The organism is Novosphingobium sp. BF6 (assembly GCF_058273105.1).
The window spans coordinates 401139-421632 of the sequence record NZ_CM177776.1 but is presented as its reverse complement, the minus strand read 5'-3'; the positions used below and the strand labels follow the sequence as shown (position 1 = coordinate 421632).

The following is a 20494-nucleotide window of genomic DNA, read 5'->3' as shown; positions in this document are numbered from 1 at the left end:
CGTCAATGGGAATAGGCGGTGAAGACCTGATCTGAACCGGCATCGAGCTTCGCGTGGCAGGCGAAGCAGGAACGGGTCAGGGCTTCGCTCGGGTTTGCCTTGCCGTTGTCGAACTGGCCGTAGCCCCAGCCGCCACTGGCCGCGTAGAGCCGGGAATCCTTCACGCTGACCTGCACATTGGTCGGCGCCCCCGCCACGAAGGATTGCGGCGCGGGAAATACCGCGTCGTTGCGGGGGGAGGATTCGTATTGCCAGGCGAGCCGGACGATCACCGCGCCGTCGGGGAAAGGACGCTTGCCCTCGCGATAGGCCCTGACGGCGATGTCGTTGCCGAGAATGGCGCGGATGTCGTTGTTCTTGCCTGCCTCATGCGCGACGCTGATGAGTTTCCAGTCGCGGTATCCCTTGGGCAGCTTCACGCCGTAGACCGGCGAGACGTTTGCGTCCTTGCCGCGCGCGGCGACCACGGTGGAAAGGCCGAGCAGGGCTGCGGCAGCTGCGAGGCAGCAGGTGGAGATGCGGATCATCCGGCCATCTTTCCGGCATCGAGCACGGCCTTGGCAAAGGCCTCCGGCGCTTCCTGCGGCAGGTTATGGCCGATGCCGCCGGAGACCAGGCGGTACTCGTAAGGGCCGCTGAACTTCGCGCGATAGGCGGCGGCGGCGGGATGGGGGGCGCCGTTCGCGTCGCCTTCCATGGTGATCGTCGGCACGGTGACGACCGGCCCGGCGGCCAGTCGTGCCTCGGCGGCGTCATATTGCGCTTCGCCCTGTGCGAGGCCGAGCCGCCAGCGGTAATTGTGGATCACGATAGCGACATGGTCCGGATTGGCGAAGGAGCTGGCCGACCGGTCGTACGTGGCGTCGTCGAAGTTCCATCGGGGCGAGGCCTGCTGCCAGATCAGCCGGTTGAAGGCCTTGGTGTTCTCGGCATAGCCCTGCTGGCCGCGGTCGGTGGCGAAGTAGAACTGATACCACCATTGCAGCTCGGCCTGGGGCGGCAGCGGCTTGGCGTTCCCGGCCTGGCTGCCGATCAGGTAGCCGCTTACCGAGACCAGCGCCTTGCAGCGCTCGGGCCAGAGCGCCGCCATGATGTCGGCGGTGCGGGCGCCCCAATCGAAGCCCGCGACGATCGCCTGGCGGATGCCCAGCGCGTCCATCAGCGCGAGACCGTCCGCCGCCAGCGCGGCTTGCTGGCCGTTGCGCATGGTCGCGGCCGAGCGGAAGACGGTGGTGCCGTATCCGCGCAAGTAAGGCACGATCACGCGGTGGCCCTGCGCCGCCAGGATCGGCGCGACTTCGGCGAAGGCGTAGATGTCGTAGGGCCAGCCGTGGAACAGCAGGACCGGCTGTCCTGACGATGGCCCCATCTCGACATAGCCGATGTCGAGCACGCCCGCGGCGATCTGGCGGATCGGGCCGAAAGAGCCCGGCGTAGCGCTGCGTGCCGCTTTGGTGGCAGCGGAGGCCATGGTGGGCGCTAGACCGCTCAGGAAAGCGGCGGCCAGCGCGGCGGTGCCGGACACGAATTCGCGGCGGCGCGGGTGGGTAAGGGCGGGTTCTTCCTTCATGGCGGGCTCCTTGCTACGCGAAATCGACATAGGCGCCTGCCGCGTGGATCGCCCGTTAGTTGGCGTGAGGTCCTGTGAGGCCCTGGCGGCTTTCCCGCCCGCGTGCATGATCGCGGACCAGATCGATGAACAGCCGCAGCTTGGCCGGAACGTGGCGGCGCCCGGAATAGTAGAGGCACAGCGGCGGTTCTTCCGGCATCCAGTCCCTCAGCAGCGGCGTCAACCGGCCCCCGCGAACGTGCGGGGCGGCGGTTTCTTCGGCAATATAGGCCAGCCCCATCCCCGCCAGCGCGGCATCGAGCATCAGCCCGCTGTCGTCGAGGATCAGGCGGCCCGGAACGTCCAGCGCAAGCCGCTCGTCGCCGCGCGCGAATTCCCAGTGGTAGAGGCGCCCGCTGCCCATGCGATAGCCGATGCATTCGTGCGCGAGCAGGTCTCGCGGGACGATCGGCAGGGGACGGTCGCACAGATAGTCCGGCGAACCGACGATGACGAGGCGCACTTCGGGGATAATCGGAACGGCGATCATGTCGGGCGGCACGCTATCCCGCAGGCGGATTCCGGCATCGAAGCCCTTGCCGATCACGTCGACCAGCGCCGCTTCGCCGACGATCTCCACCTTCATGCGGGGGTAGCGGCTCAGATAGTCGCGGATCAGCGGCGCCATGACGAAGCGCGCCGCGCCCGGCGCCATGTTCAACCGCAGCAGGCCTGAAGGTTCGCCCAGATGTTCTCCCGCGTTTTCGATCGCGCTGTCGATCGCGGCGAGGGCGGGGAGGATCTCCTCCAGAAACTGCGTGCCTGCCGCGGTGAGCACGACGCTGCGCGTGGTGCGGTTGAACAGCCGCAGGTTCAAGCGCTCCTCCAGCGCGGCGACCGCGTGGCTCAGGCCGGATGAGGAAACTTCGAGTTCCCGCGCCGCCGCGCGAAACCCGCCGCGCCGGGCGACCGTGGCGAAAGCTTCGAGTTCAGCGAGACTGGCTTTGGTCATTGCGCAATTTTCCTCATCAACCTGTCACCGATTGCACTTCTAATCGGATCGGGGGCGGCGATCCATATCGTCGATGACGAATGGAGACGACTATGCGCAACATCGACAGGATCTACATCGACGGGGCTTTCGTGACGCCGCACGGCAGCGAGCGCTTCGATCTCTTCAACCCTGCCACCGAAGAACGGATCGGCTCCGTGCGTCTCGGTGACAGGGAGGATCTGCGCCTTGCCGTCGCGGCGGCCAAGCGGGCTTTCCCGGCCATGGCCCGCACCACGAAGGTGGAGCGGATCGCCATGCTTCACCGGCTGCGGGATGCGGTGACGGCCCGGCGCGACGACCTGATCGCCGCGATGACCGAGGAATATGGCGCACCGGCCTATTTCAGCGGGTTCTCGGTGCAGAACGCCGCCTCTATCTTCGAGGTCATGGCCGCCTCGGTCGAGGACTATGCTTTCGAGCGGACCGCCGGTTCCAGCGCAGTAACGATGCTGCCGCTCGGCGTGGTCGGGGCGATAACCCCCTGGAACAGCAACTTCGGCTTTACTGCGACGAAGCTGGCCCATGCGATCGGCTCGGGATCGACGATCGTCATCAAGCCTGCCGAACAGAGCGCGATCCAGACGCAGGTCCTGCTCGAATGCCTGCATGAGGCGGGGCTGCCGAAAGGCGTGCTCAATGTCGTGAACGGCACCGGCCCGGAAGTCGGCGCGGCCTTGTCGGCGCATCCCGACGTGGCGCTGATCACTTTCACCGGCTCGACCCCGGCAGCGAAGATCATCCAGCGTTCGGCGCTGGAGACGATGAAGCGGCTAGTGCTGGAACTGGGCGGCAAGAGCCCGACGATCATCCTCGACGATGCCGATCTCGATACCGCAATCCCCATGGCGCTGATGAGCGGCTTTGCCAACAGCGGCCAGGCCTGTGTTGCCGGATCGCGCATTCTGGTGCCCCGCTCGCGCCGGGAGGAAATCCTCGCGCGCCTGAAGCGGGAGGCGGAAAGGCTCAAGGTCGGCGTCCCCACCGATCCGGAAGTCCGCATCGGCCCGCTGGCCAATGCCGCGCACTGGGAGCGCGTGCAGTCGTATATCCGGCTCGGGCAGGAAGACGGTGCGACCCTGCTGACCGGCGGCGAAGGGCGGCCCGAAGGGCTGGACCGGGGCTGGTTTGCAAGGCCGACGATCTTCACCGATGTCACCAATGCCATGCGCGTCGCCCGCGAGGAGATCTTCGGCCCGGTGCTGAGCGTCATCGCTTACGACGACGAGGCCGATGCCGTGGCCATCGCCAACGATTCCGACTTCGGGCTTCAGGCCTATGTCCTTTCCTCCGACGAAGGCCGCGCCCTGCGCGTGGCGCGGCAACTGATCGCCGGGCGCGTGGTCGTCAACGGCGCGCCGCACGATCCCCGCGCGCCGTTTGGCGGCTTTCGCCAGTCCGGCATCGGGCGCGAGATCGGCGCCTATGGCCTCGACGCTTTCCTAGAACCGCGCGCGATCCTCAAGCCCGCCGCCTGATTTCTCTTCTCAATCGAAAGCAAACGACATGCAGAAAACCTGGATCATCACCGGAAGTGCGCGCGGACTTGGCCGCGCCGTCCTGACCGCCGTGCTGGAAAGCGGCGACAACGTGCTCGCCACCGCGCGCGATGTGGCGCAGCTGGCCGACCTCAAGGCGCTTTACGGCGACCGTCTCGAACCTTTCGAGCTCGACGTGACCGACGAGGCCCGCACCGCCGAGGCCGCGACCGCCGCGATCGCCGCCTTCGGGCGCATCGACGTGCTGGTGAACAACGCGGGCTACGGCCATTTCGAAGCCTTCGAGCAGAAATCGCCTACCGATTTTCGCGCCGAAGTGGAGACCAACCTGTTCGGCGTGGTCAACATGACCCGCGCGGTGCTGCCCTTCATGCGGGAGAACCGGGCGGGGCACATTCTCAATGTCTCGTCGGTCGGCGGCCGGGTCGGCACGCCGGGTCTTGCCGCCTATCAGGCCGCGAAATGGGCGGTGGGCGGCTTTACCGAAGTGCTGCGCGGCGAGGTTGCCCCTCTCGGCATCCGCATCGTGTCGCTGGAGCCGGGCGGCATGCGCACGGACTGGGCCGAAACCGCAGGCCATGCCGCTGCCGGTGCGGTGCTGCCGGACTACGCCGAAACGGTCGGCGCGACACTGGCGCGGATCAGGGCCTATGCGGGCAACGAAGTCGGCGACCCGGCGCGCATCGCGCAAGTGATCCTCGCCCTTTCACGCCGCGAAGAAGTCCCGGCCCATCTGGTGCTTGGCACCGATGCGCTGGCCTCGTTCGATGCGGCCGAGAGCTTGCGCCGCGAGGATCATGAACGGTGGTTGCCGGTCAGCCGCGCAACCGTATTCGATGGTCCCGAGGGCGAGGCACTCGCCGCCCTATTGCCCTGAACGGAGAAATTGTCCCCCGCCGCCGATGGCGCGGGGGACAGGCAATTAGAACCGGTAGTCCCAGCTCAGCGTGAAGGTCCGACCGCGACCGGCGAAGAAGGCCAGGTTGTCGGTCGGCAGGCGGGTGTCGCTGCTGTAGTCGATGTAGAACTTGTCGAAGAGGTTCTGCACGCTGAGGCTCAGGCCGCCGAGGTCGGTCTGGTAGCGCAGGCTGGCATCGGTCACGGCATAGCCGCCGAAGTTGTTGCGCTGGTCCGGCTGGGTCTTGTCGCTGTCGGCATGGAAGGTCCGCGACAGGTAGAACTGCGTCTGAACGAGCGCCGAAATCCGCCCCTTGGCATAAGTCGCGTTGAGGTTGACGCGGTCCGGCGAGATGTTCGAACCGTCGAGATCGGTATCGACCACGCCGTCCGGATTGGCGGAATCGCTGTCGTAGCGGCCCTGGATATGGGCATAGCCTATCCCGGCGCGCAGGCCGTCGATCGGCAACTGGGCCTTGAGGTTGATCTCCAGCCCCTGAATCTCGACCCGCTGGCGCTGGACGTCGAAGGTCCGGTCGGGCCGGGCGATCAGCAGCTGGCCCTTGTCGCTCGACGACCAGAAATAGGCCACCGAGGCGTCCAGCGGGCCGCGCTTTACCTCAAGCCCGATCTCGCGGTTGTTGGTAACGATCGGCGAGATGTCGAGATAGTCGTCGAGGTCGATGCCGCTGCGGTTCAGCGAGCGGGTGATGCGCCCGATATCCGGCGCGGTGAAGCCTTCGGCATAGCTCGCATAGGCGCGGATGCCCTGCCAGGGTTCGAGGATCACACCGCCGTTCAGCAGCAGGTCGCTGAACTTGGGCTTGCCGCCTTCCACCGCGACGCCGCCGTACGTGGAAAGCCCGCAGGGCGTCCCCGCCGGAAGCGAGGCCGAGCAGGCGACGAAGGTGGTCGAGGGCAGCGTGTGGAAATCGGCGATCTTGATCTGGACGTTCTCCCAGCGCGCACCGCCCGCAAGGCGCAGCTTGCCGCCCAGTAGCTTGAGATTGAGCTGGCCGAACGGCGCGAGGCTGCGGAAGTCGCTCGGCGGCACCCAGACGCGTCCCGTGGCGATCAGCGCCTGCTCGGTCTTGTCGAACAGGGCATCGAAGCCGACGATCGCGGTCAGGTCCTCGAAACCGGGCACCGTCCGTTCGTAGCTGAACTTGCCCCCGAGCTTGCGCGAGCGGTTCTGCGACTGGTCGAACAGGGTGCCGACCGGGGCGAGGACGGGGTCCTGGAAGGTCGCCTGCGGGTTGATTTCGCCGCCGAAGGTGTCGTGGGTGCGGTTGAAGAACAGCTGGGTGACGAGGTTGCCGCCGCCGAGGTCCTTGTCGGTCAGCGACAGCGCCAGGCTTTCGGTGCGGCTTGCCGCCGACTTGCCGGGAGGATCGCCGCGCACGGCGCTGGTCGGTACGAACGTGGGATCGGCGGCGATCGGGCGGCGGCCCTCAAGCGCTACGAAATCGCCGTCACCCTTCATCTCGAAACGGCTGGCGATCAGGTCGATGCGGGCGCTGGCAGAGAATTCGTATCCGAAGCGTGCGAAGAAGTTCGTGGTCTTGGAGTCCTGGGTCTCGCCCTGGGTGAGGTTGAGGCCGACCCGGCGGCCGTGGCCGTCGTAGTAGACGCCGCGGTTCTCGTAAGTCGCGCCGATCGTGGCGTCGAAGGAGCCGGTCTTGTACTGGAGAAGGCCGCCGCCCTTCCAGCCGAGCCCGTCGCCGTGGAAATCGTTGTCGGCAGTGCCTTGCAGCAGGACACGGCCCGACAGCCCTTCCTTCTGCGGCGCGCCTACCGTCACCTGATTGACGATGCCGCCGGTGCCGCCGATGCCCTGGAGGGCGTTCGAGCCGAAAATCAGCTCGACGCGGTCGATGAAGAAGCCGTCGATGGTGAAGCCGTCGCGGCTGCCGTCGCGCAGCGGCGTGGACTGTGGAATGCCGTTGATCGCATAGAGCGGCGATCGGCCGCGCAGCGTTTCGCCGGCGCCGGAGAGCTTCTGGCGGGTCGGCGAGAAGCTGGGCGTCAGCGTGGCGACGGCATCGGTGACGGAGCCGCCGATCGTCAGCTGCTGGTCGAGCGTGTCCTTGCCGATGATGTCGATGGTCAGCGGCAGTGCCGAAGGCGGCAGCGCCGAGCGCGCGGCGGTGACGACGATAGCCTCGCCGGGCTTTTCGCCGTCCTGCGGTTGCGCCGACTGGGCAAGCACCGGCACCTGTGCCGAGACGATGGAAACGAGAGCGATACCCGCAGCAAGCCGGGCAGCGACGATTGGACGCACCGAAAGATCCCCCTGATTGGTCTCTATTGGCACGCGCCCCTAATGATGTTGCGAATGAAAATCAATCGCACCTTATCGCGGTTGCGCAAAACAAATGGGGCCGCGCTTGCGGCCCCATCCGTGTCGTCATTCGCCGTCCGGTCCCATGAGCTTCCGGCTGAGATAGGTCACCCAGAGCGCGGCGGTCTTGGCCGACTGGCGGATATCCGCGCCCGAGCCGTGGCCGCCTTCGGTATTTTCGTAGAAGTAGAACGGCAGGCCCAGTTCCTCCATCCGCGCGGCGAACTTGCGGGCGTGCTGCGGGCCGACGCGGTCGTCGCGGGTCGTGGTGAAGATGTAGGGCTCGGGGTATTTCACGTCCTTGCGCAGGGCGTGGTAGGGCGAGGTCTTCAGCCAGAACTTGCGCGCCTCGGGATCAGCATAGACGTCGCCATACTCGCCCTGCCAGCTCGCTCCGGCGGCGATCTTGCTGATGCGGATCATGTCGAGCAGCGGCACCTGGATCACAACGGCGTTGTAGAGTTCGGGGAACTCGGTCATTTCCACGCCCATCAGCAGGCCGCCGTTGGAGCCGCCGATGATGCCGAGGCGGCGGGGCGAGGTGATCTTGCGCCCGATCATGTCGCGGGCGACGCTGGCGAAGTCGTCATAGGCGACCTGGCGCCTGGTCTTGAGCGCGGCCTCGTGCCATTCGGGGCCGAACTCGCCGCCACCACGAATGTTCGCGACCGCGAAGGCGCCGCCGCGTTCCAGCCAGAGCTTGCCCTGGATCGTTGCATAGTAGGGCGTCGAGTTGGACTGGAAACCGCCATAGGCATTAAGCAGGACCGGCGTGGAACCGTCGAGCAGGATGTCCTTGCGGTGGACCAGGAAGTAGGGGATCGCGGTACCGTCGGTGGATTTGGCCTCGCGCTGCTCGACGACGAGACCCTTGGCGTCGAAGCGGGCGGGCAGGCTCTTGACCGGCTGGGCCGTGCCGGAGGCCGCGTCCACCAGATAGAGCGTGTCGGGCGTGGTGAAGCCCTCGGCCGAGGCGAACGTGAGGTTGCTGCGGCTATCGGCGGAACCGAAGTTCAGCGCCAGCTTGTCGGGCAGGGGCAGGCTTGCCGTGGTCCAGCCGCCGTCCGCTTTCGGCGCCAGCGAGAGCAGGCGTCCGTTGACGTTGTCCAGCACCGAAAGTAGCAGGCGGTCCTTCGTCGCGGAAATCCCGTCGAGCGCTTCCTTCGGTCCCGGAGCCCAGGCGAGCGTGGCCTTGATCGCTTCGGGATGGGCGCGCACGGCATCCAGCGGCGCGCTCGCCACGGCGCCGCTCGGCAGGTCGCCCCAGGCTTCGTCGAGCCGGAACACGACGCGGCCGGACACCAGCCCGGCGACCGAGACCTTCTGCGGAATGGCCAGTTCATGGACCTTCCCGTCGCTGCCGACGATCAGGCTCTGCTGGTGGAAGAAGTCGATGCCGCGCGAGATCAGCGTGAGGCTATTGCCCTGCCCGTCGTGCATCACCGCCGGGAACGAACCAACGTCGCTCTTCTGCCCGCGATAGATCTCGACCGCCTCGGACAGCGGCCGTCCGCGGGTGACACGCTTGATGACATAGGGATAGAGCGATTCCGTCACCTCGCCCGGCGTCCATTCAGTGGCTACCAGCAGGTGGTCGGCGTCTTCCCAGGCCACGCCCTGCTTGGCGCGGGGGATGTGGAAACCGCCTTTGACGAACGTGCCGGTGGCGAGGTCGAACTCGCGGACTTCCACGGCATCCTCGCCGCCGTCCGACAGCGAGACGAGGCAGAGCCGCTGTTCCGGCTCCAGACAGTCGGCGCCCTTGTAGACCCAGCTCTTGCCCTCGGCCTTGCCGAGCGCGTCGATGTCGAGCACGGTTTCCCACTGGGGCTGGGCGCCGCGATAGTCGTCCAGAGAGGTGCGTCGCAGGATGCCGCGCAAGTGCTGCTCGTCCTGCCAGAAGTTGTAGATACGCCCGTTCAGGAACATCGGCGCGGGGATGCGGTCCTTGGCGCCGTAGATCGCGAGGGCTTCGTCGTAGAAGGTCTTGTAGCGGGGATCGGCTTCGAGCCGCTTCTCGGTCGTGGCATTGTGCGCGGCAACCCAGTCCATCGCGCGTTTGCCGTCGAGGTCTTCCAGCCAGATCCAGGAATCCTTGGGGTCGCGTGGATCGGCCGGGGCGACCGGCGCGGCGAAGGCGGGCGCGGCAAAGACGGGCAGGGCGCCGAGAAGGGCGAGCGAAGTGGCAAGCGCGAAGCGCGTGATCGATTTCAAGTGAAAGTCCCCGGAAAGTGTCTGCGCGAAATTCTAGCCGCTGCCGATTTTCATGCAACCGGCTGAAACGGCGGGATGAGGCGGGGTAACAGCCATTGACACAAATTGATCCCGCACCGCGCACAGGAAACAGGTTGATCGAAATGATACCGGTGTCATAAGGTTGTCTACGAACGGAGATCGGGGAGAGTGTGCTCCCCGGCCCGGCAAGGGAGAGATATCGGCGTGTCGCATTCCGGAAGGCCTATCGTGACCCGGCGGGTCTGTTCGCGGATCGCTCTGGCCGCGGCCTGTCTGGCGGCGAGCGTCGGTGGGCCTGCCCTGGCGCAGGACACGGATGGCCTGCTGTTCCGGGCGCCGCTCGACAGCGGTTTCGATGCGACGGTTTCGGGCGGCGCGTCGGCGCCCAATTTCCGAAGCGATGTTGTGATCGTGCCGGACGGGGCGATCGGCGGGGCGGGGCGGTGGTCGGACGGCGGCTATATCGCCTGGGAAGCCCCTGGAAATATCTATGCCCAGCGCGGTACCCTGTCGTTCTTCTGGCGCAGCCATACCCCGGTGGGCGAGGCGCCTTTCGTGATCTTCCGGGCCAGCGCGGGTGACCATTCGAGCTGGGACATGGCCTTCCTGCGCATCGACTGGAACGGCCACGGCTTCGACGCTTTCGTGACCGACGCCAATCTCTCGCGGGTGCGGGTAAGCTGGGCGCTGCCGGAGACGCTATCCGCCGATGCCTGGCACCACATCGCCTTCGCCTGGGACGAGAACGAGGGCGTCAGGCTGTTCTGGGACGGCAAGGAAGTCGCGGCGAAACGGCAGGCGGCGGACCTCGACATGGCGCTCGACCAGTTCGGCCTCGCGGGCCGGGTCATCGCGCCGCATCAGGTGCAGAGCCGCTACAACTTCATGCGCGGCTCCGATCTCGACGATATCCGCGTCTACGACCACATGCTGGAGGGCGCGCAAGTGGCGCGGCTGGCGGCGCGGCAGGAGGTCGCTCCGACCGCCTCGGTGCCGGACTTGCGCAAGGCCTGGCTCCACCGCTTCGGCTGGGACACGCAGAGTCCGCCGGCGCTGAAGGACAAGGTCACGGCCATCCGCAAGGTCGAGTTCGCCGATGCCAAGGACCTCAAGGAATGGATGTGGAAGGGCATCGACGGCATTGCCGAGACGACCTGGCCCGGCGTCTACAACCGCTCGCGCCTGCCGGGGCGCGACGACTATTTCCAGCTGCCGGACTGGAACGTCTATGTCGAGGGCGGCAAGACTTATGAACTAACGGTGCCCGCGAACGCCGCCTTCAACCGCGTCGAGATTCGCGGCGCGGCCTATGGCGCGCTGGAGTGGTCGCCGGAAGGCAGGGCCTCGTGGGGTAAGCTGGCAACTCGGCCCAAGGGCGTGGTGCGCTCGATCACCGATACGGCGACGAGGACCGGCGGGACCCTGCGTTTCACCAACGTGATGCAGGAACAGCCGATCCAGGAAATCTGGGCTTACGACATTCACGCCGGGGAGGTGCCCAAGGGGACTTTCCAGCTCAGCTACACGGTGCGCGCCGATGCGGCGTCGGACCTCGGCGCACTGGCGCGGCTCAATGCGCATATCGCCGGTCGCTATCCGGCGAACGAGCGCTCGACCGTGGTGGCGCTGCCGACGAGCGGGGTGAAGGCAGCGGTCGGCGCGGGCAGTGCCGGCGCTTCGGGCACGGCGCGGCGCAGCGGGCAGGACTTGCCGCTGGTCCATGTGCTGATCCCGTCGAACTTCGGCGACGCGCCAGCGGATCGCCCGCTGGCGCGGGCCTGGAACTACGGCTGGGAGAATGTCCACGACGGACTGGACGGCGTGGCCATCGACCTCCCCGCGATCGACGCCAAGCCCAATGCGCAGGGCGTGATCCCGCTCGACATCCGCGTGAAGGACCCGATCTGGCCCGACCGCGACATGATCGACGTGCAGGTTTCGGTCCGGCCCGGCGAACCAGGCACGCTCTGGCTGGACTTGCGCGACCGCATCCTGACGGCAGACAGCCTCTACCTGACGGTCGCCTCCGCCGCGCCGAACTTCGGCGCGAAGTCGCTCGACGGCATGACCGTGCGCATGGTGTTCAAGGATCGTGAGGCGGCGAAAGCGGAGCATGTCGCCGACCGCTTCAACCAGGTGAAGGACAACTGGGCTTTCCTGGTCGAGGAACACACCGCCTCCAAGCGGGCCGGACTTTATCGTCGGTTGTATGGCGACATCACCGATCTGCTGCGTGTCGATCCCGAAAATCTGGAGGCGCGGCGCTACTGGGCGGATATCGGCTATTCCGAGGATCAGCTGCCGCCTTTCGTCCAGCCCGAGGCGCCGTTGGGCGTGCCGCTCTGGGCCTTCCGCCAGCTTGAGGACCTGAAGCTCACGCGGCAGTTCGTGAACTGGTGGATCGATAACCGGCAGGTGCCCTACGGCGATTTCGGCGGCGGCATTTCCGACGATACCGACCTGACGCAGCAATGGCCCGGCCTCGCGCTGATGGGCGTCGATCCGGACAAGATCAATGCCTCGCTGCGGGCGCTTTCGGATGCGGTCTACAAGAACGGCATGATCGTGGATGGCCTCAGCGCCATCACCACCGACGAACTCCACGTCTACGAGGAAGGCATCAATTCCGACGCCGAGCGGCTCTACCTCAACTGGGGCGAACCCAAGGCGGTCGAGCGGATGATGGCCACCGTCAAGGCGTTGGGCAAGGTGATCCGCCGGAACCCTGCGGGGCACATGCACATTTCCTCAAGCTGGTACGGCGGGCGCGAGATCTACACAGACGAGCCATGGGCCTGGCAAAAGCCCTATGGCTTCGTCATCATGCACACCCCGGTCCTGCTGGGCACCTTCAACGCCGACCCCACCGCGAGGGGACTGGTGACGGGGCTGATCGACGGACTGCTGGCACACGGCAAGCAGGGTGCGGACGGGTTCTGGACCTTCCCCAACGACATCAGTTTCCCCCACGACAGCGAGCGTGCGGGCGACGGCGGCGGGGCTTCGCTGCCGATGCAGTCGGCCTGGGCGGCCTGGCGCTTCACCGGCGACGACAAGTACTTGCGCCCGGTGCTCGGCCGGGTCGGCAAGGGCAACTTCGGCGCGCTCGGCGAGATCAACGAGAACGCCCTGACCGTGCTCGGCAAGCGGGCGGACCTCAAGGATTCCGTGCTGCGCAAGGCAGAGGGCGGCGACGATTTCGCGCGGTTCGAGGCCTGGAACACCACCGGCGACAAGGCCTGGCTGGAAGCGCTCAACGCCCACGGCATCGCGGACAAGAGCCAGCACATGTACATGTATACCGAGGGCCACTGGTGGACCGACCGCGTCAATGCGCCGAACGAGCATCTCCAGCGCGAGCGGCTCGGCGGCATCGCCCTTAAGCGCAATCAGACCTATCCGGGCAACGCGGTGAGCTGGCGTTTCGCCGATCCCGAGGCGGCGGTGAAAGTGGCGATCCTGGTGCGCGACGCGACGCCGGATCAGTTCACGGTCATCGCCTACAACACGACCGCGACGGAGCAGCGCGCGGACATGGGGACATGGAACGTGGTGGCGGGGACCTGGGAGATGACTCAGGGACTGGCAGCGAGCGGCGGGGACAAGGTGCAGGGCGCTATCGCCACCCGCGACGTCGAACTGGAACGCAGCGGTTCGCTGCCGGTTTCCTTTGCGCCGGGGGCCACGACGGTCATGACCTTCCGGCTCAAGCAGAAAGCCGAAGTCCAGCCCGAGCATCGCCCCGACCTTGGCATCGGCGTGGATGACGTGGTCCGCAAGGGGAGCAAGCTGTCGGTCACGGTCCATAGCCTCGGCTCGGTCGCTGCGCCAAGCGGGACGCTGACGCTGGAGACGCCGGAGGGCAAGGTCCTCGCTTCCGCCCCGGTGCCCGCGCTGGCGCCGCCCAGCGACCTTGCGGCCAAGACGGCGACGGTCTCGCTCACCATCCCGGCGGGGGCGCCCAAAGTGCTGCACGTCAGGGTCTCGACCGGCGGACCGGAAGTGACCCGGCGCAACGATGTCGTGATCCTTGGAGAGGCGCGTTGATGCGCCAGTGGGGGCTAGCCCTGCTGGTGCTGGCGGCGCTGCCCGCTTCGGTGCAGGCGAGGCAGCAGGTCTGGACGTTCGACCGCCTCGACCGCATCGGCGGGCTGGCCACGCAAGTCATAGGCGAACCGAGAGTAGAGCAAGGTGCCACGGTCTTCGACGGGCAGGACGACGCGATCTACCTGCCGCGCCATCCGCTGGCCGGTGCGCGCGCCTTCACCGTGGAGGCGGTGTTCCGCCCCGATGGCGGCGCGTTCGAGCAGCGCTGGCTCCACCTCGCCTCCGACGATCCGGTGAACCAGACGCGCACGCTGTTCGAGATCCGCGTGGTCGGGGATTCGTGGTATCTCGATAGCTTCATCAAGGGGAAGGGCTATGCGCAAGTCCTGATCGATCCGGCGAAGCGCCACCCGATCGGCCGCTGGTATCATGTCGCCCAGACTTTCGACGGGACGACCTATCGCAGCTATGTCGACGGGGTTCTCGAAGGTGAGACGCGGGTGGCGGGCTTTATTCCGCAAGGGCCGGGCAATACGTCGATCGGCGTGCGCTACAATCGGGTGAACTTCTTCCACGGCGCCGTGCGGCTGGCGCGGTTCACCGATCGCGCCCTGCCGCCGGAGCGATTCTTGCGGAAGTAATTTATCGATGATCAATTTTTTAATTGAACATAGGATATTTTTCATTACCCTTTCGGCACAAGGTTTTCCCTGCACGCGCAGGCGGAATGCAGGAAGAAAGGGAACGCGATGCGAAGCAGGTGTGCGGCGATAGGGACGGTGCTGGCCGGGCTGTTCGGTCTGGGCGCGGCGAGCGGTGCGAGTGCGACGGCAAGCTGGGTCATCGCTGGCGGCGGGGATAAGCCCAACCGCGATCTCTGGGTCGTGGACGAAGCTTCGATCAGCGACAGTTCCGATCTCGTCGGCTTTCTCCAGACTTCGACGCAGGAGCAGCAGTCCGCCTACCTCAAGCAGATGCGGCGCAAGGGTAAGCTGAAAGAGGGCGAAGTCCGCGCGGGTCCCGATCCGCAGTTCGACATCCGCGTCGACGAAGTGTTCGAAAGCGCCGCGAAGCCGAACCGGATCATGTCCAAGTACCGCGTCAACTGCGCGCGGGGCACCGTGGGGACCGAGCACGGGCAGGTCCAGTGGCGCGATCGCAGGCCGGAGGACATGCCGGCCAAGGCCGCGCATGCCCCGGCCAGCTTCGGCGAGTCGCAATTGGTCAAGTTCGTCTGCAATCGCGGCAAGGACGCGCGTGACCGCAATCCGGCGAAGACCTCGCCGCAGCTCGGCTTCCTGTTCATCGGCGAAACCGGGATGTCGCCCACCGACTTCATCTGGCAGCACTTGTGGGACGACGGCAAGCGCCCGGCCTTTACCTACAAGCCCAGCGCGGCCGAGCTGGATGCCATCGAGAAGCGTCTGGAAAATAATCTCGCCCGCGGCACGGCCCTGGCGGGGCAAGTGATCGATTCCCACCAGCGCAGTGCCAATCGCGTCGGCCGCAACACCCTGATGGAAACCTGGATCGGCAAGGCGGAGCGGGACTTCACCGGCGCCTGGGGCGCGCCGGACCGTTTCGTGGACGCCTATGGCGGCGCGCGGACGCTCTATTACCGCAAGGGCTACGTCAATCGCGGCAGCAACGTCTATGGGCAGGTGCTCAGCGAGGACTACCACTGGTGCGACGTGACCGTGGAAGTGCAGAACGGCGTGATCCGCGACTATTCCACCAGCGGCAACGAATGCGCCAGGCTGATCCGGTGATCGGCCTTAGCCAGGTGCCGAGGCGGCCCGGTCCATGGCGATGCGCAGGGTTTCCTCCACGCGCGGACTGTCCGACTGGGCCACGTTGAAGCGCATGAAGGGCGCGGCCGACTGCGAAGGACTGAAGACGTTCCCCGGCGCCAGAACGAGGCCGAGGTCCATCGCGTGGCGCGCCACTTCAGCGGAGTCCAGCCCGTCCGGCAGGCGGCACCAGAGGTAGAAACCGCCGCGCGGAAGGGTCCAGGGCACGGTCCCGAGGCGCGCCAGCCGCTCCGCCGTCCGGTCCTGCGCGCGGGCGAGTTTCTGGCGCAGTTCCGCCATGTGCTTGCGATAGCTGCCGCCGGTCAGGACATCGGCGACGGCTTCCGCCGCGACCGGGCTGGGGCCGCCGAAACTCGTCGCCACCTGAAGGTCCACCAGTCCCTCGATCCAGTCGGCGCGCCCGGCGATATAGCCGCAGCGGAGCGAGGCGGAGAGGGTCTTGGAAAAGCTGCCGACCCGGATCACGCGGTCCAGCCCGTCGAGCACGGCGAGGCGCGGGGAGGGTGAGGGTTCGAAGTCGGCGAAGATGTCGTCCTCGACGATCATCATGTCGTGGGCGGCGGCGGCGCGCAGGATGCGGTGGGCGACCGGGGCGGAGATCGTGGTGCCCGTGGGATTGTGCAGCGCGGAATTGGTCAGGTAGAGCCGGGGCTTGTGGGTTTGGAGCGCTGCCTCGAACGCGGCCATGTCCGGACCGCTCCGCGTGTAGGGCACGCCGACCAGCTCGACGCGGTGGGCGCGCAGCAGGGCCTGGAAGTTGAAATAGCCCGGATCGTCGACCAGCACCGTGTCGCCGGGGCTGAGCAGGAAGCGGCAGATGAGGTCGATCGACTGGGTGCCCGAGCCGGTGAGCAGCAACTGGTCCGCGCCCGCCTCGATCCCCTCGTCGGCAAAGCGCGCCAGCAGCAGGCGGCGCAGCGCCTGGGATCCGCGCGTCGTGCCGTAGTTGGACAGCAGTACGTCGTCGGCCCGCGCCAGCGAGCGCAGGCTCTTGCGGATAGCGGCATGGGGCATCCACGCGGCCGGGAGCCAGCCGCAGCCGGGCATCTCGACCGAGAGATCGGCGTCCAGCGATTGCCGCGAGACCCAGAACGGATCGACCGCGCGGTCGCGGCGCGGCCCCATTTCGGCGAGCGGGATCGGCGGCAGGCGGCTATCGGCGACGTAGAAGCCCGAGCCGGGGCGTGCCCGGATCGCGCCCTCCGCCGCCAGCCGGTCGTAGGCTTCGATGATGGTGGAGGGGGAAACCTTCATCGCTGCGGCAAAGCCCCGCACGGAGGGCAGGCGGTCTCCGGTGCCGAGCGTACGGGCCGCGATCTTGGCGCGGATCGCATCGGCGACTTCTTCAGTGCGGGTCTTCGGGCGAGGCGGCATAAGTCTCCGAGAAATCGTACTGAGAAACGTACCCATACGGTTTGACAATATCGTATGGATTTGTGCCTGTCGTATCCAGCGCTTTTTCCGCAAGGGCCGCCTCGTCGTTACAGTGTCGAAAGCGGGATCATATGGAAAAGGCATCGTCGGGATGGGGTTCAGGGGGCTGGGGTTCAGGGGGCTGGGGCTCGGGGCTTCTGGGCGTCATCATCTTCAGCGGATCGCTCCCCGCAACGCGGCTGGCGGTGGCGGATTTCACGCCGCTCTTCGTCACGTCCGCGCGGGCGGTGATCGCCGCACTGCTGGGCGCGGTCTTTCTGGCGGCCCTGCGACAAAAGCGCCCGGACCGGGCCGATCTCGGCTCTTTGGCGATCGTCGCGGCGGGCGTCGTCGTCGGGTTCCCGCTGCTGACAGGATTTGCCCTGCAACATATCACGTCCGCCCATTCGGTGGTCTTCATCGGCCTGCTGCCGCTGGCGACCGCGATCTTCGGCGTGCTGCGTGCTGGGGAGCGGCCGAAACCGGCGTTCTGGCTGTTCTCGACGGTCGGTGCGGCCACCGTTGCCGGGTTCGCGTTAATTCAGGGCAGCGGCGCCTCGCTGACGGGAGACCTGCTCATGGTGGCGTCGATCCTGCTTTGCGGACTTGGCTATGCCGAAGGAGCCAGCCTGTCGCGCCGCCTTGGCGGCTGGCAGGTCATCACCTGGGCGCTGGTGCTGGCGCTGCCGGTCATGGCGGTAATCGCTGTCCTGACGGTGCCGCAGGTTACGGCGGGGATCGGCTGGCGGGCCTGCGCGGGGCTAGCCTATGTCTCGGTATTCTCGATGCTGATCGGCTTCGTGTTCTGGTATCGCGGGCTGGCAATGGGGAGCGTGGCCGGGGTCGGCCAGTTGCAGCTGCTCCAGCCGTTCATGGGCCTGCTGCTGGCGGGCGCGGTGCTGGGAGAGCCGGTGGCCTGGACGATGGTGCTCTCCACCGTGGTCGTCATCCTCTGCGTTGCGGGAGCACGGCGCTTTTCCTGAGGCGGGTCTTTCGGAATGACACTTGCTGTCATGGGTCGGTTGCAATTGCGGAATTTATTTGAGCATTGTCTAATTTGCCGTTAGCCTGCCTTTCCAGAAACCGGCATTCGCAAAAGCAGGAACCCCGATGAAGCCCTCCCTTCTTTCCGGCACGACGATTCTGGCACTGGCGCTCGTGGTCTCTGTGCCGACGGCTTCGGCCCGCGACGCATATCCGGCCAACGAATCCGAGATGAATGCCGCGGTGGCGGCGCTGGGCGAGACGATGGGCCGGGCGGACAAGCTCGAAACGCAGGGCAAGGTCGTGGAGGCAGAGCCGCTCTGGCGCAATGCCCTGGCGCAGCGGCAGCGCCTGCTGGGAGACCGCGATCCGCTGGTGGCCACCGGTATGGACCGGCTCGCCCGCAATATCGAGATACAGGGCGATTACCGGAGGGCCGAGCCGCTGCGCCGCTCCGCGCTGGCCTTGCGCGAGGCGAACCCCGATAAGGTCGACGATCTGGTCGATGCCTGTGCCGCGCTGGGCAACAACCTGTCGCGGCAGGGCCAGCTGTCCGAGGGGGCGGCGCTGAACTACCGGGCGCTGGATCTGCTGCGCAAGGCTGGCAAGGCGGAAGGTCCCGAGGCGGCCAAGGCGCTCTCCGGGGTCGGCCTGACGCTGAACCGGCAGGGGAAGTTCGCGGAAGCCGAGCCGTTCTATCGCCGCGCGCTGGACATCCGCCGCAAGGCTTTCGGGGAAGACGATCTCGACACCGCGACCAGCTACAACAACCTCGCCACCGCACTGAGCGGACAGGGCCGCTATGAAGATGCCGAGGACCTGCTGCTCAACGCCATGACGATCCGCGAAAGGAACGGCACCGTCCCGGCACTGGAGGCGGAGAGCATCTCGAACGTGGCGATCAATCTCGACCGACGCAAGCAGCACGCCAAGGCGGCGATCCTGCACCGCATGGCCATCAACAAGTGGACGCAGGTGTTCGGCGCCGATCACGTATTGACGGCGGCCGGTTACAACGGCCTTGGCATGAGCTATTTCCTGCAAGGGCAATATTCCCTTGCCGCCGTCGAGTTCGACCGGGCGCTTGGGCTGAGGGAGGCCGCGCTGGGCCGCGACAATCCCGAAGTGGCGGAAAGCTACGGCAATCTCGGCATGGCCGAGCGCGCCATGGGCCACGAGGCGAGCGGCATGCGCCTGCTGCGCACCGCGCTGGAGATCGACTTGCGCACGGTCGGCCCGGACCATCCCGATACCAGGGCGGTCCGGGCCGCGATCGACAGCCCGGCACCCGAGCCGTCCGAGCAGCCGGTGATCGTCACGCAGTCCTATTGAACGCCCGCCTACTGAATTCCTGACGGATCGGCGGGCCGACTGACCAGGAACTTGTCGATGCGGCGTCCGTCGAGGTCGACGACCTCGAAGCGCCAGCCGTCATGGACGAAGCTCTCGCCGACCTGGGGCCAGTGCCCGAACTGTTCGAGCGCGAAGCCCGCTACCGTGTGATAGTCGATATCGCCGGCAGGCGGGCGCCAGCCGAGGTTGCGGAAGGCCTCGTGGATCGGCATGAGTCCGTCGATCAGCAGCGAGCCGTCCTCTCGCACCGTGATCGACGGGTCTTCCCCTTCGGTCTCGGCGAGTTCGCCGGCAAGGGCTTCCAGCAGGTCGGTCTGGGTGACGATCCCTTCGATCCCGCCATATTCGTTGACGACGATCGAGAGGCGCACTGGCGACGTCTTGAAGTGGTCCAGCAGTTTCAGGATCGGCGTCGCCTCGTGGACGACATGCGGCTTGGTGACGGCCGCCTCGGGATCGAGCGGTTTGCCGTCGAGCACCTGATCGAGCAGGTCCTTCTTCAGTACCATGCCCACGAGCTGGTCGATATCGCCGCGCGCGACCAGAAGCTGTTCGTGGGAAGAGTCGCGCAGGACCGTCAGGGTTTCCTCGGCGCTGTCCTCCAGGTCGATCCAGTCGAGATCGACGCGCGGCGTCATGATGTCGCCCACCCGCCGCTCGCCGAGCGTGAAGAGGCGCTGCGCCACTTCCTGCTGGGCATCGTGGAGCAGTCCGGCCTCGTGGCTGGCGGCGACCAGCAGCTTGAGTTCCTCGGGCGAGTGCAGCGATTCTTCCGTCGCTCCCGGCTGGAGACCGGCGAGCCGCAGCACGAGGTTGCCTAGGCCGTTCAGCCCGGCGATCGCCGGGCGCAGCACGAACAGAAACAGTCCCAGCGGCCGGACCACCCAGAGCGCCGTCCGTTCGCTGCGCTGGAGCGCGAGGCTCTTGGGCGCGAGTTCGCCCAGCACGATGTGCAGCGCCGTGATCACCACGAAGGACACCGCGACGGCGATGCCGTGCGAACTGACGGTCGCCACGCTTTCCGGCCAGGAACCCAGCAGCGGCTCGATCAGATGGGCCAGTGCCGGTTCGCCGATCCAGCCCAGCGCCAGCGAGGAAATGGTGATGCCGAGCTGGGTCGCCGCCAGGTTCGCGTCGAGATTGTCGACGGCGCGCTGGAGCGTCTTCGCATTCATCCGCCCCGCATTGACGAGTTCCGCCACGCGGCTGCGGCGCACCGCCACCAGGGAGAACTCGGCCGCGACGAAGAAGCCGTTCGCGGCGACGAGGATGAGGACGGCAAGAATGCCAAGAAGCGGGGACATGGGGTTCCTT

The 20494-nt window shown here is 66.7% G+C and carries 14 protein-coding genes; 7 read left to right on the top strand and 7 right to left on the bottom strand.

Annotated features, from left to right (window positions below; genetic code table 11):
* Window positions 1-2 precede the first annotated feature (2 nt).
* The 3 genes from AC4D6D_RS17260 to AC4D6D_RS17250 are packed head-to-tail and all read right to left on the bottom strand — an operon-like array spanning window position 3 to window position 2561.
* Window positions 3-527 carry a cytochrome P460 family protein gene (locus AC4D6D_RS17260; protein ID WP_491328294.1) on the bottom strand — a complete coding sequence of 175 codons (525 nt, stop codon included), beginning with the start codon at window positions 525-527 and terminating at the stop codon, window positions 3-5.
* Window positions 524-1570 (bottom strand): alpha/beta fold hydrolase, encoded by a 1047-nt coding sequence (locus AC4D6D_RS17255; RefSeq protein ID WP_491328293.1) that lies wholly within the window; start codon window positions 1568-1570, stop codon window positions 524-526. The genes AC4D6D_RS17260 and AC4D6D_RS17255 overlap by 4 nt, the downstream gene beginning before the upstream one ends.
* Before the next feature lie 55 nt (window positions 1571-1625).
* Window positions 1626-2561: a LysR family transcriptional regulator gene (locus AC4D6D_RS17250; protein ID WP_491328292.1), complete on the bottom strand. Its 936-nt coding sequence runs from the start codon at window positions 2559-2561 to the stop codon at window positions 1626-1628.
* A gap of 92 nt (window positions 2562-2653) precedes the next feature.
* On the opposite strand from AC4D6D_RS17250, the gene AC4D6D_RS17245 reads away from it, so the two are divergent.
* Complete coding sequence (locus AC4D6D_RS17245) at window positions 2654-4078, top strand: aldehyde dehydrogenase family protein (protein WP_491328291.1); 1425 nt, start codon at window positions 2654-2656, stop codon at window positions 4076-4078.
* A 28-nt stretch (window positions 4079-4106) separates the two neighbouring features.
* The gene (locus tag AC4D6D_RS17240) at window positions 4107-4976 is read left to right on the top strand and encodes an SDR family NAD(P)-dependent oxidoreductase (RefSeq protein WP_491328290.1); all 870 of its coding nucleotides are present in this window, start codon (window positions 4107-4109) and stop codon (window positions 4974-4976) included.
* A gap of 45 nt (window positions 4977-5021) precedes the next feature.
* Here the strand turns inward: AC4D6D_RS17240 and AC4D6D_RS17235 are convergent, their stop codons facing one another.
* Both AC4D6D_RS17235 and AC4D6D_RS17230 read right to left on the bottom strand, forming a co-directional pair.
* Window positions 5022-7268: a TonB-dependent receptor gene (locus AC4D6D_RS17235; RefSeq protein WP_491328756.1), complete on the bottom strand. Its 2247-nt coding sequence runs from the start codon at window positions 7266-7268 to the stop codon at window positions 5022-5024.
* A 135-nt stretch (window positions 7269-7403) separates the two neighbouring features.
* The gene (locus AC4D6D_RS17230; protein WP_491328289.1) at window positions 7404-9551 is read right to left on the bottom strand and encodes a prolyl oligopeptidase family serine peptidase; all 2148 of its coding nucleotides are present in this window, start codon (window positions 9549-9551) and stop codon (window positions 7404-7406) included.
* Between the two features lie 249 nt (window positions 9552-9800).
* Here AC4D6D_RS17230 and AC4D6D_RS17225 point away from each other — a divergent pair, with 249 nt between their 5' ends.
* The 3 genes from AC4D6D_RS17225 to AC4D6D_RS17215 all read left to right on the top strand — a co-directional run bounded on the left by AC4D6D_RS17225 (window position 9801) and on the right by AC4D6D_RS17215 (window position 15388).
* On the top strand, window positions 9801-13619 hold the full coding sequence (locus tag AC4D6D_RS17225) for a LamG-like jellyroll fold domain-containing protein (protein ID WP_491328288.1): 3819 nt from the start codon (window positions 9801-9803) through the stop codon (window positions 13617-13619).
* Entirely contained in the window at window positions 13619-14260 is a 642-nt protein-coding gene (locus AC4D6D_RS17220; protein ID WP_491328755.1) for a LamG domain-containing protein, read from the top strand. The genes AC4D6D_RS17225 and AC4D6D_RS17220 overlap by 1 nt, the downstream gene beginning before the upstream one ends.
* 108 nt (window positions 14261-14368) lie before the next feature.
* Window positions 14369-15388, top strand: a complete 1020-nt coding sequence (locus tag AC4D6D_RS17215) for a hypothetical protein (protein ID WP_491328287.1) — start codon at window positions 14369-14371, stop codon at window positions 15386-15388.
* 6 nt (window positions 15389-15394) lie between these two features.
* Here AC4D6D_RS17215 and AC4D6D_RS17210 read toward each other — a convergent pair whose 3' ends face one another.
* Window positions 15395-16804: an aminotransferase-like domain-containing protein gene (locus tag AC4D6D_RS17210; protein WP_491328286.1), complete on the bottom strand. Its 1410-nt coding sequence runs from the start codon at window positions 16802-16804 to the stop codon at window positions 15395-15397.
* A gap of 131 nt (window positions 16805-16935) precedes the next feature.
* Here AC4D6D_RS17210 and AC4D6D_RS17205 point away from each other — a divergent pair, with 131 nt between their 5' ends.
* Together AC4D6D_RS17205 and AC4D6D_RS17200 are read left to right on the top strand one after the other, a co-directional pair.
* Window positions 16936-17826, top strand: coding sequence for a DMT family transporter (locus tag AC4D6D_RS17205; protein WP_491328285.1), 891 nt, complete (start codon window positions 16936-16938; stop codon window positions 17824-17826).
* Window positions 17827-17953: 127 nt separating this feature from the next.
* The gene (locus AC4D6D_RS17200) at window positions 17954-19159 is read left to right on the top strand and encodes a tetratricopeptide repeat protein (protein WP_491328284.1); all 1206 of its coding nucleotides are present in this window, start codon (window positions 17954-17956) and stop codon (window positions 19157-19159) included.
* An 8-nt stretch (window positions 19160-19167) separates the two neighbouring features.
* Here AC4D6D_RS17200 and AC4D6D_RS17195 read toward each other — a convergent pair whose 3' ends face one another.
* Window positions 19168-20484: a hemolysin family protein gene (locus AC4D6D_RS17195; protein WP_491328283.1), complete on the bottom strand. Its 1317-nt coding sequence runs from the start codon at window positions 20482-20484 to the stop codon at window positions 19168-19170.
* Window positions 20485-20494: the final 10 nt, after the last annotated feature.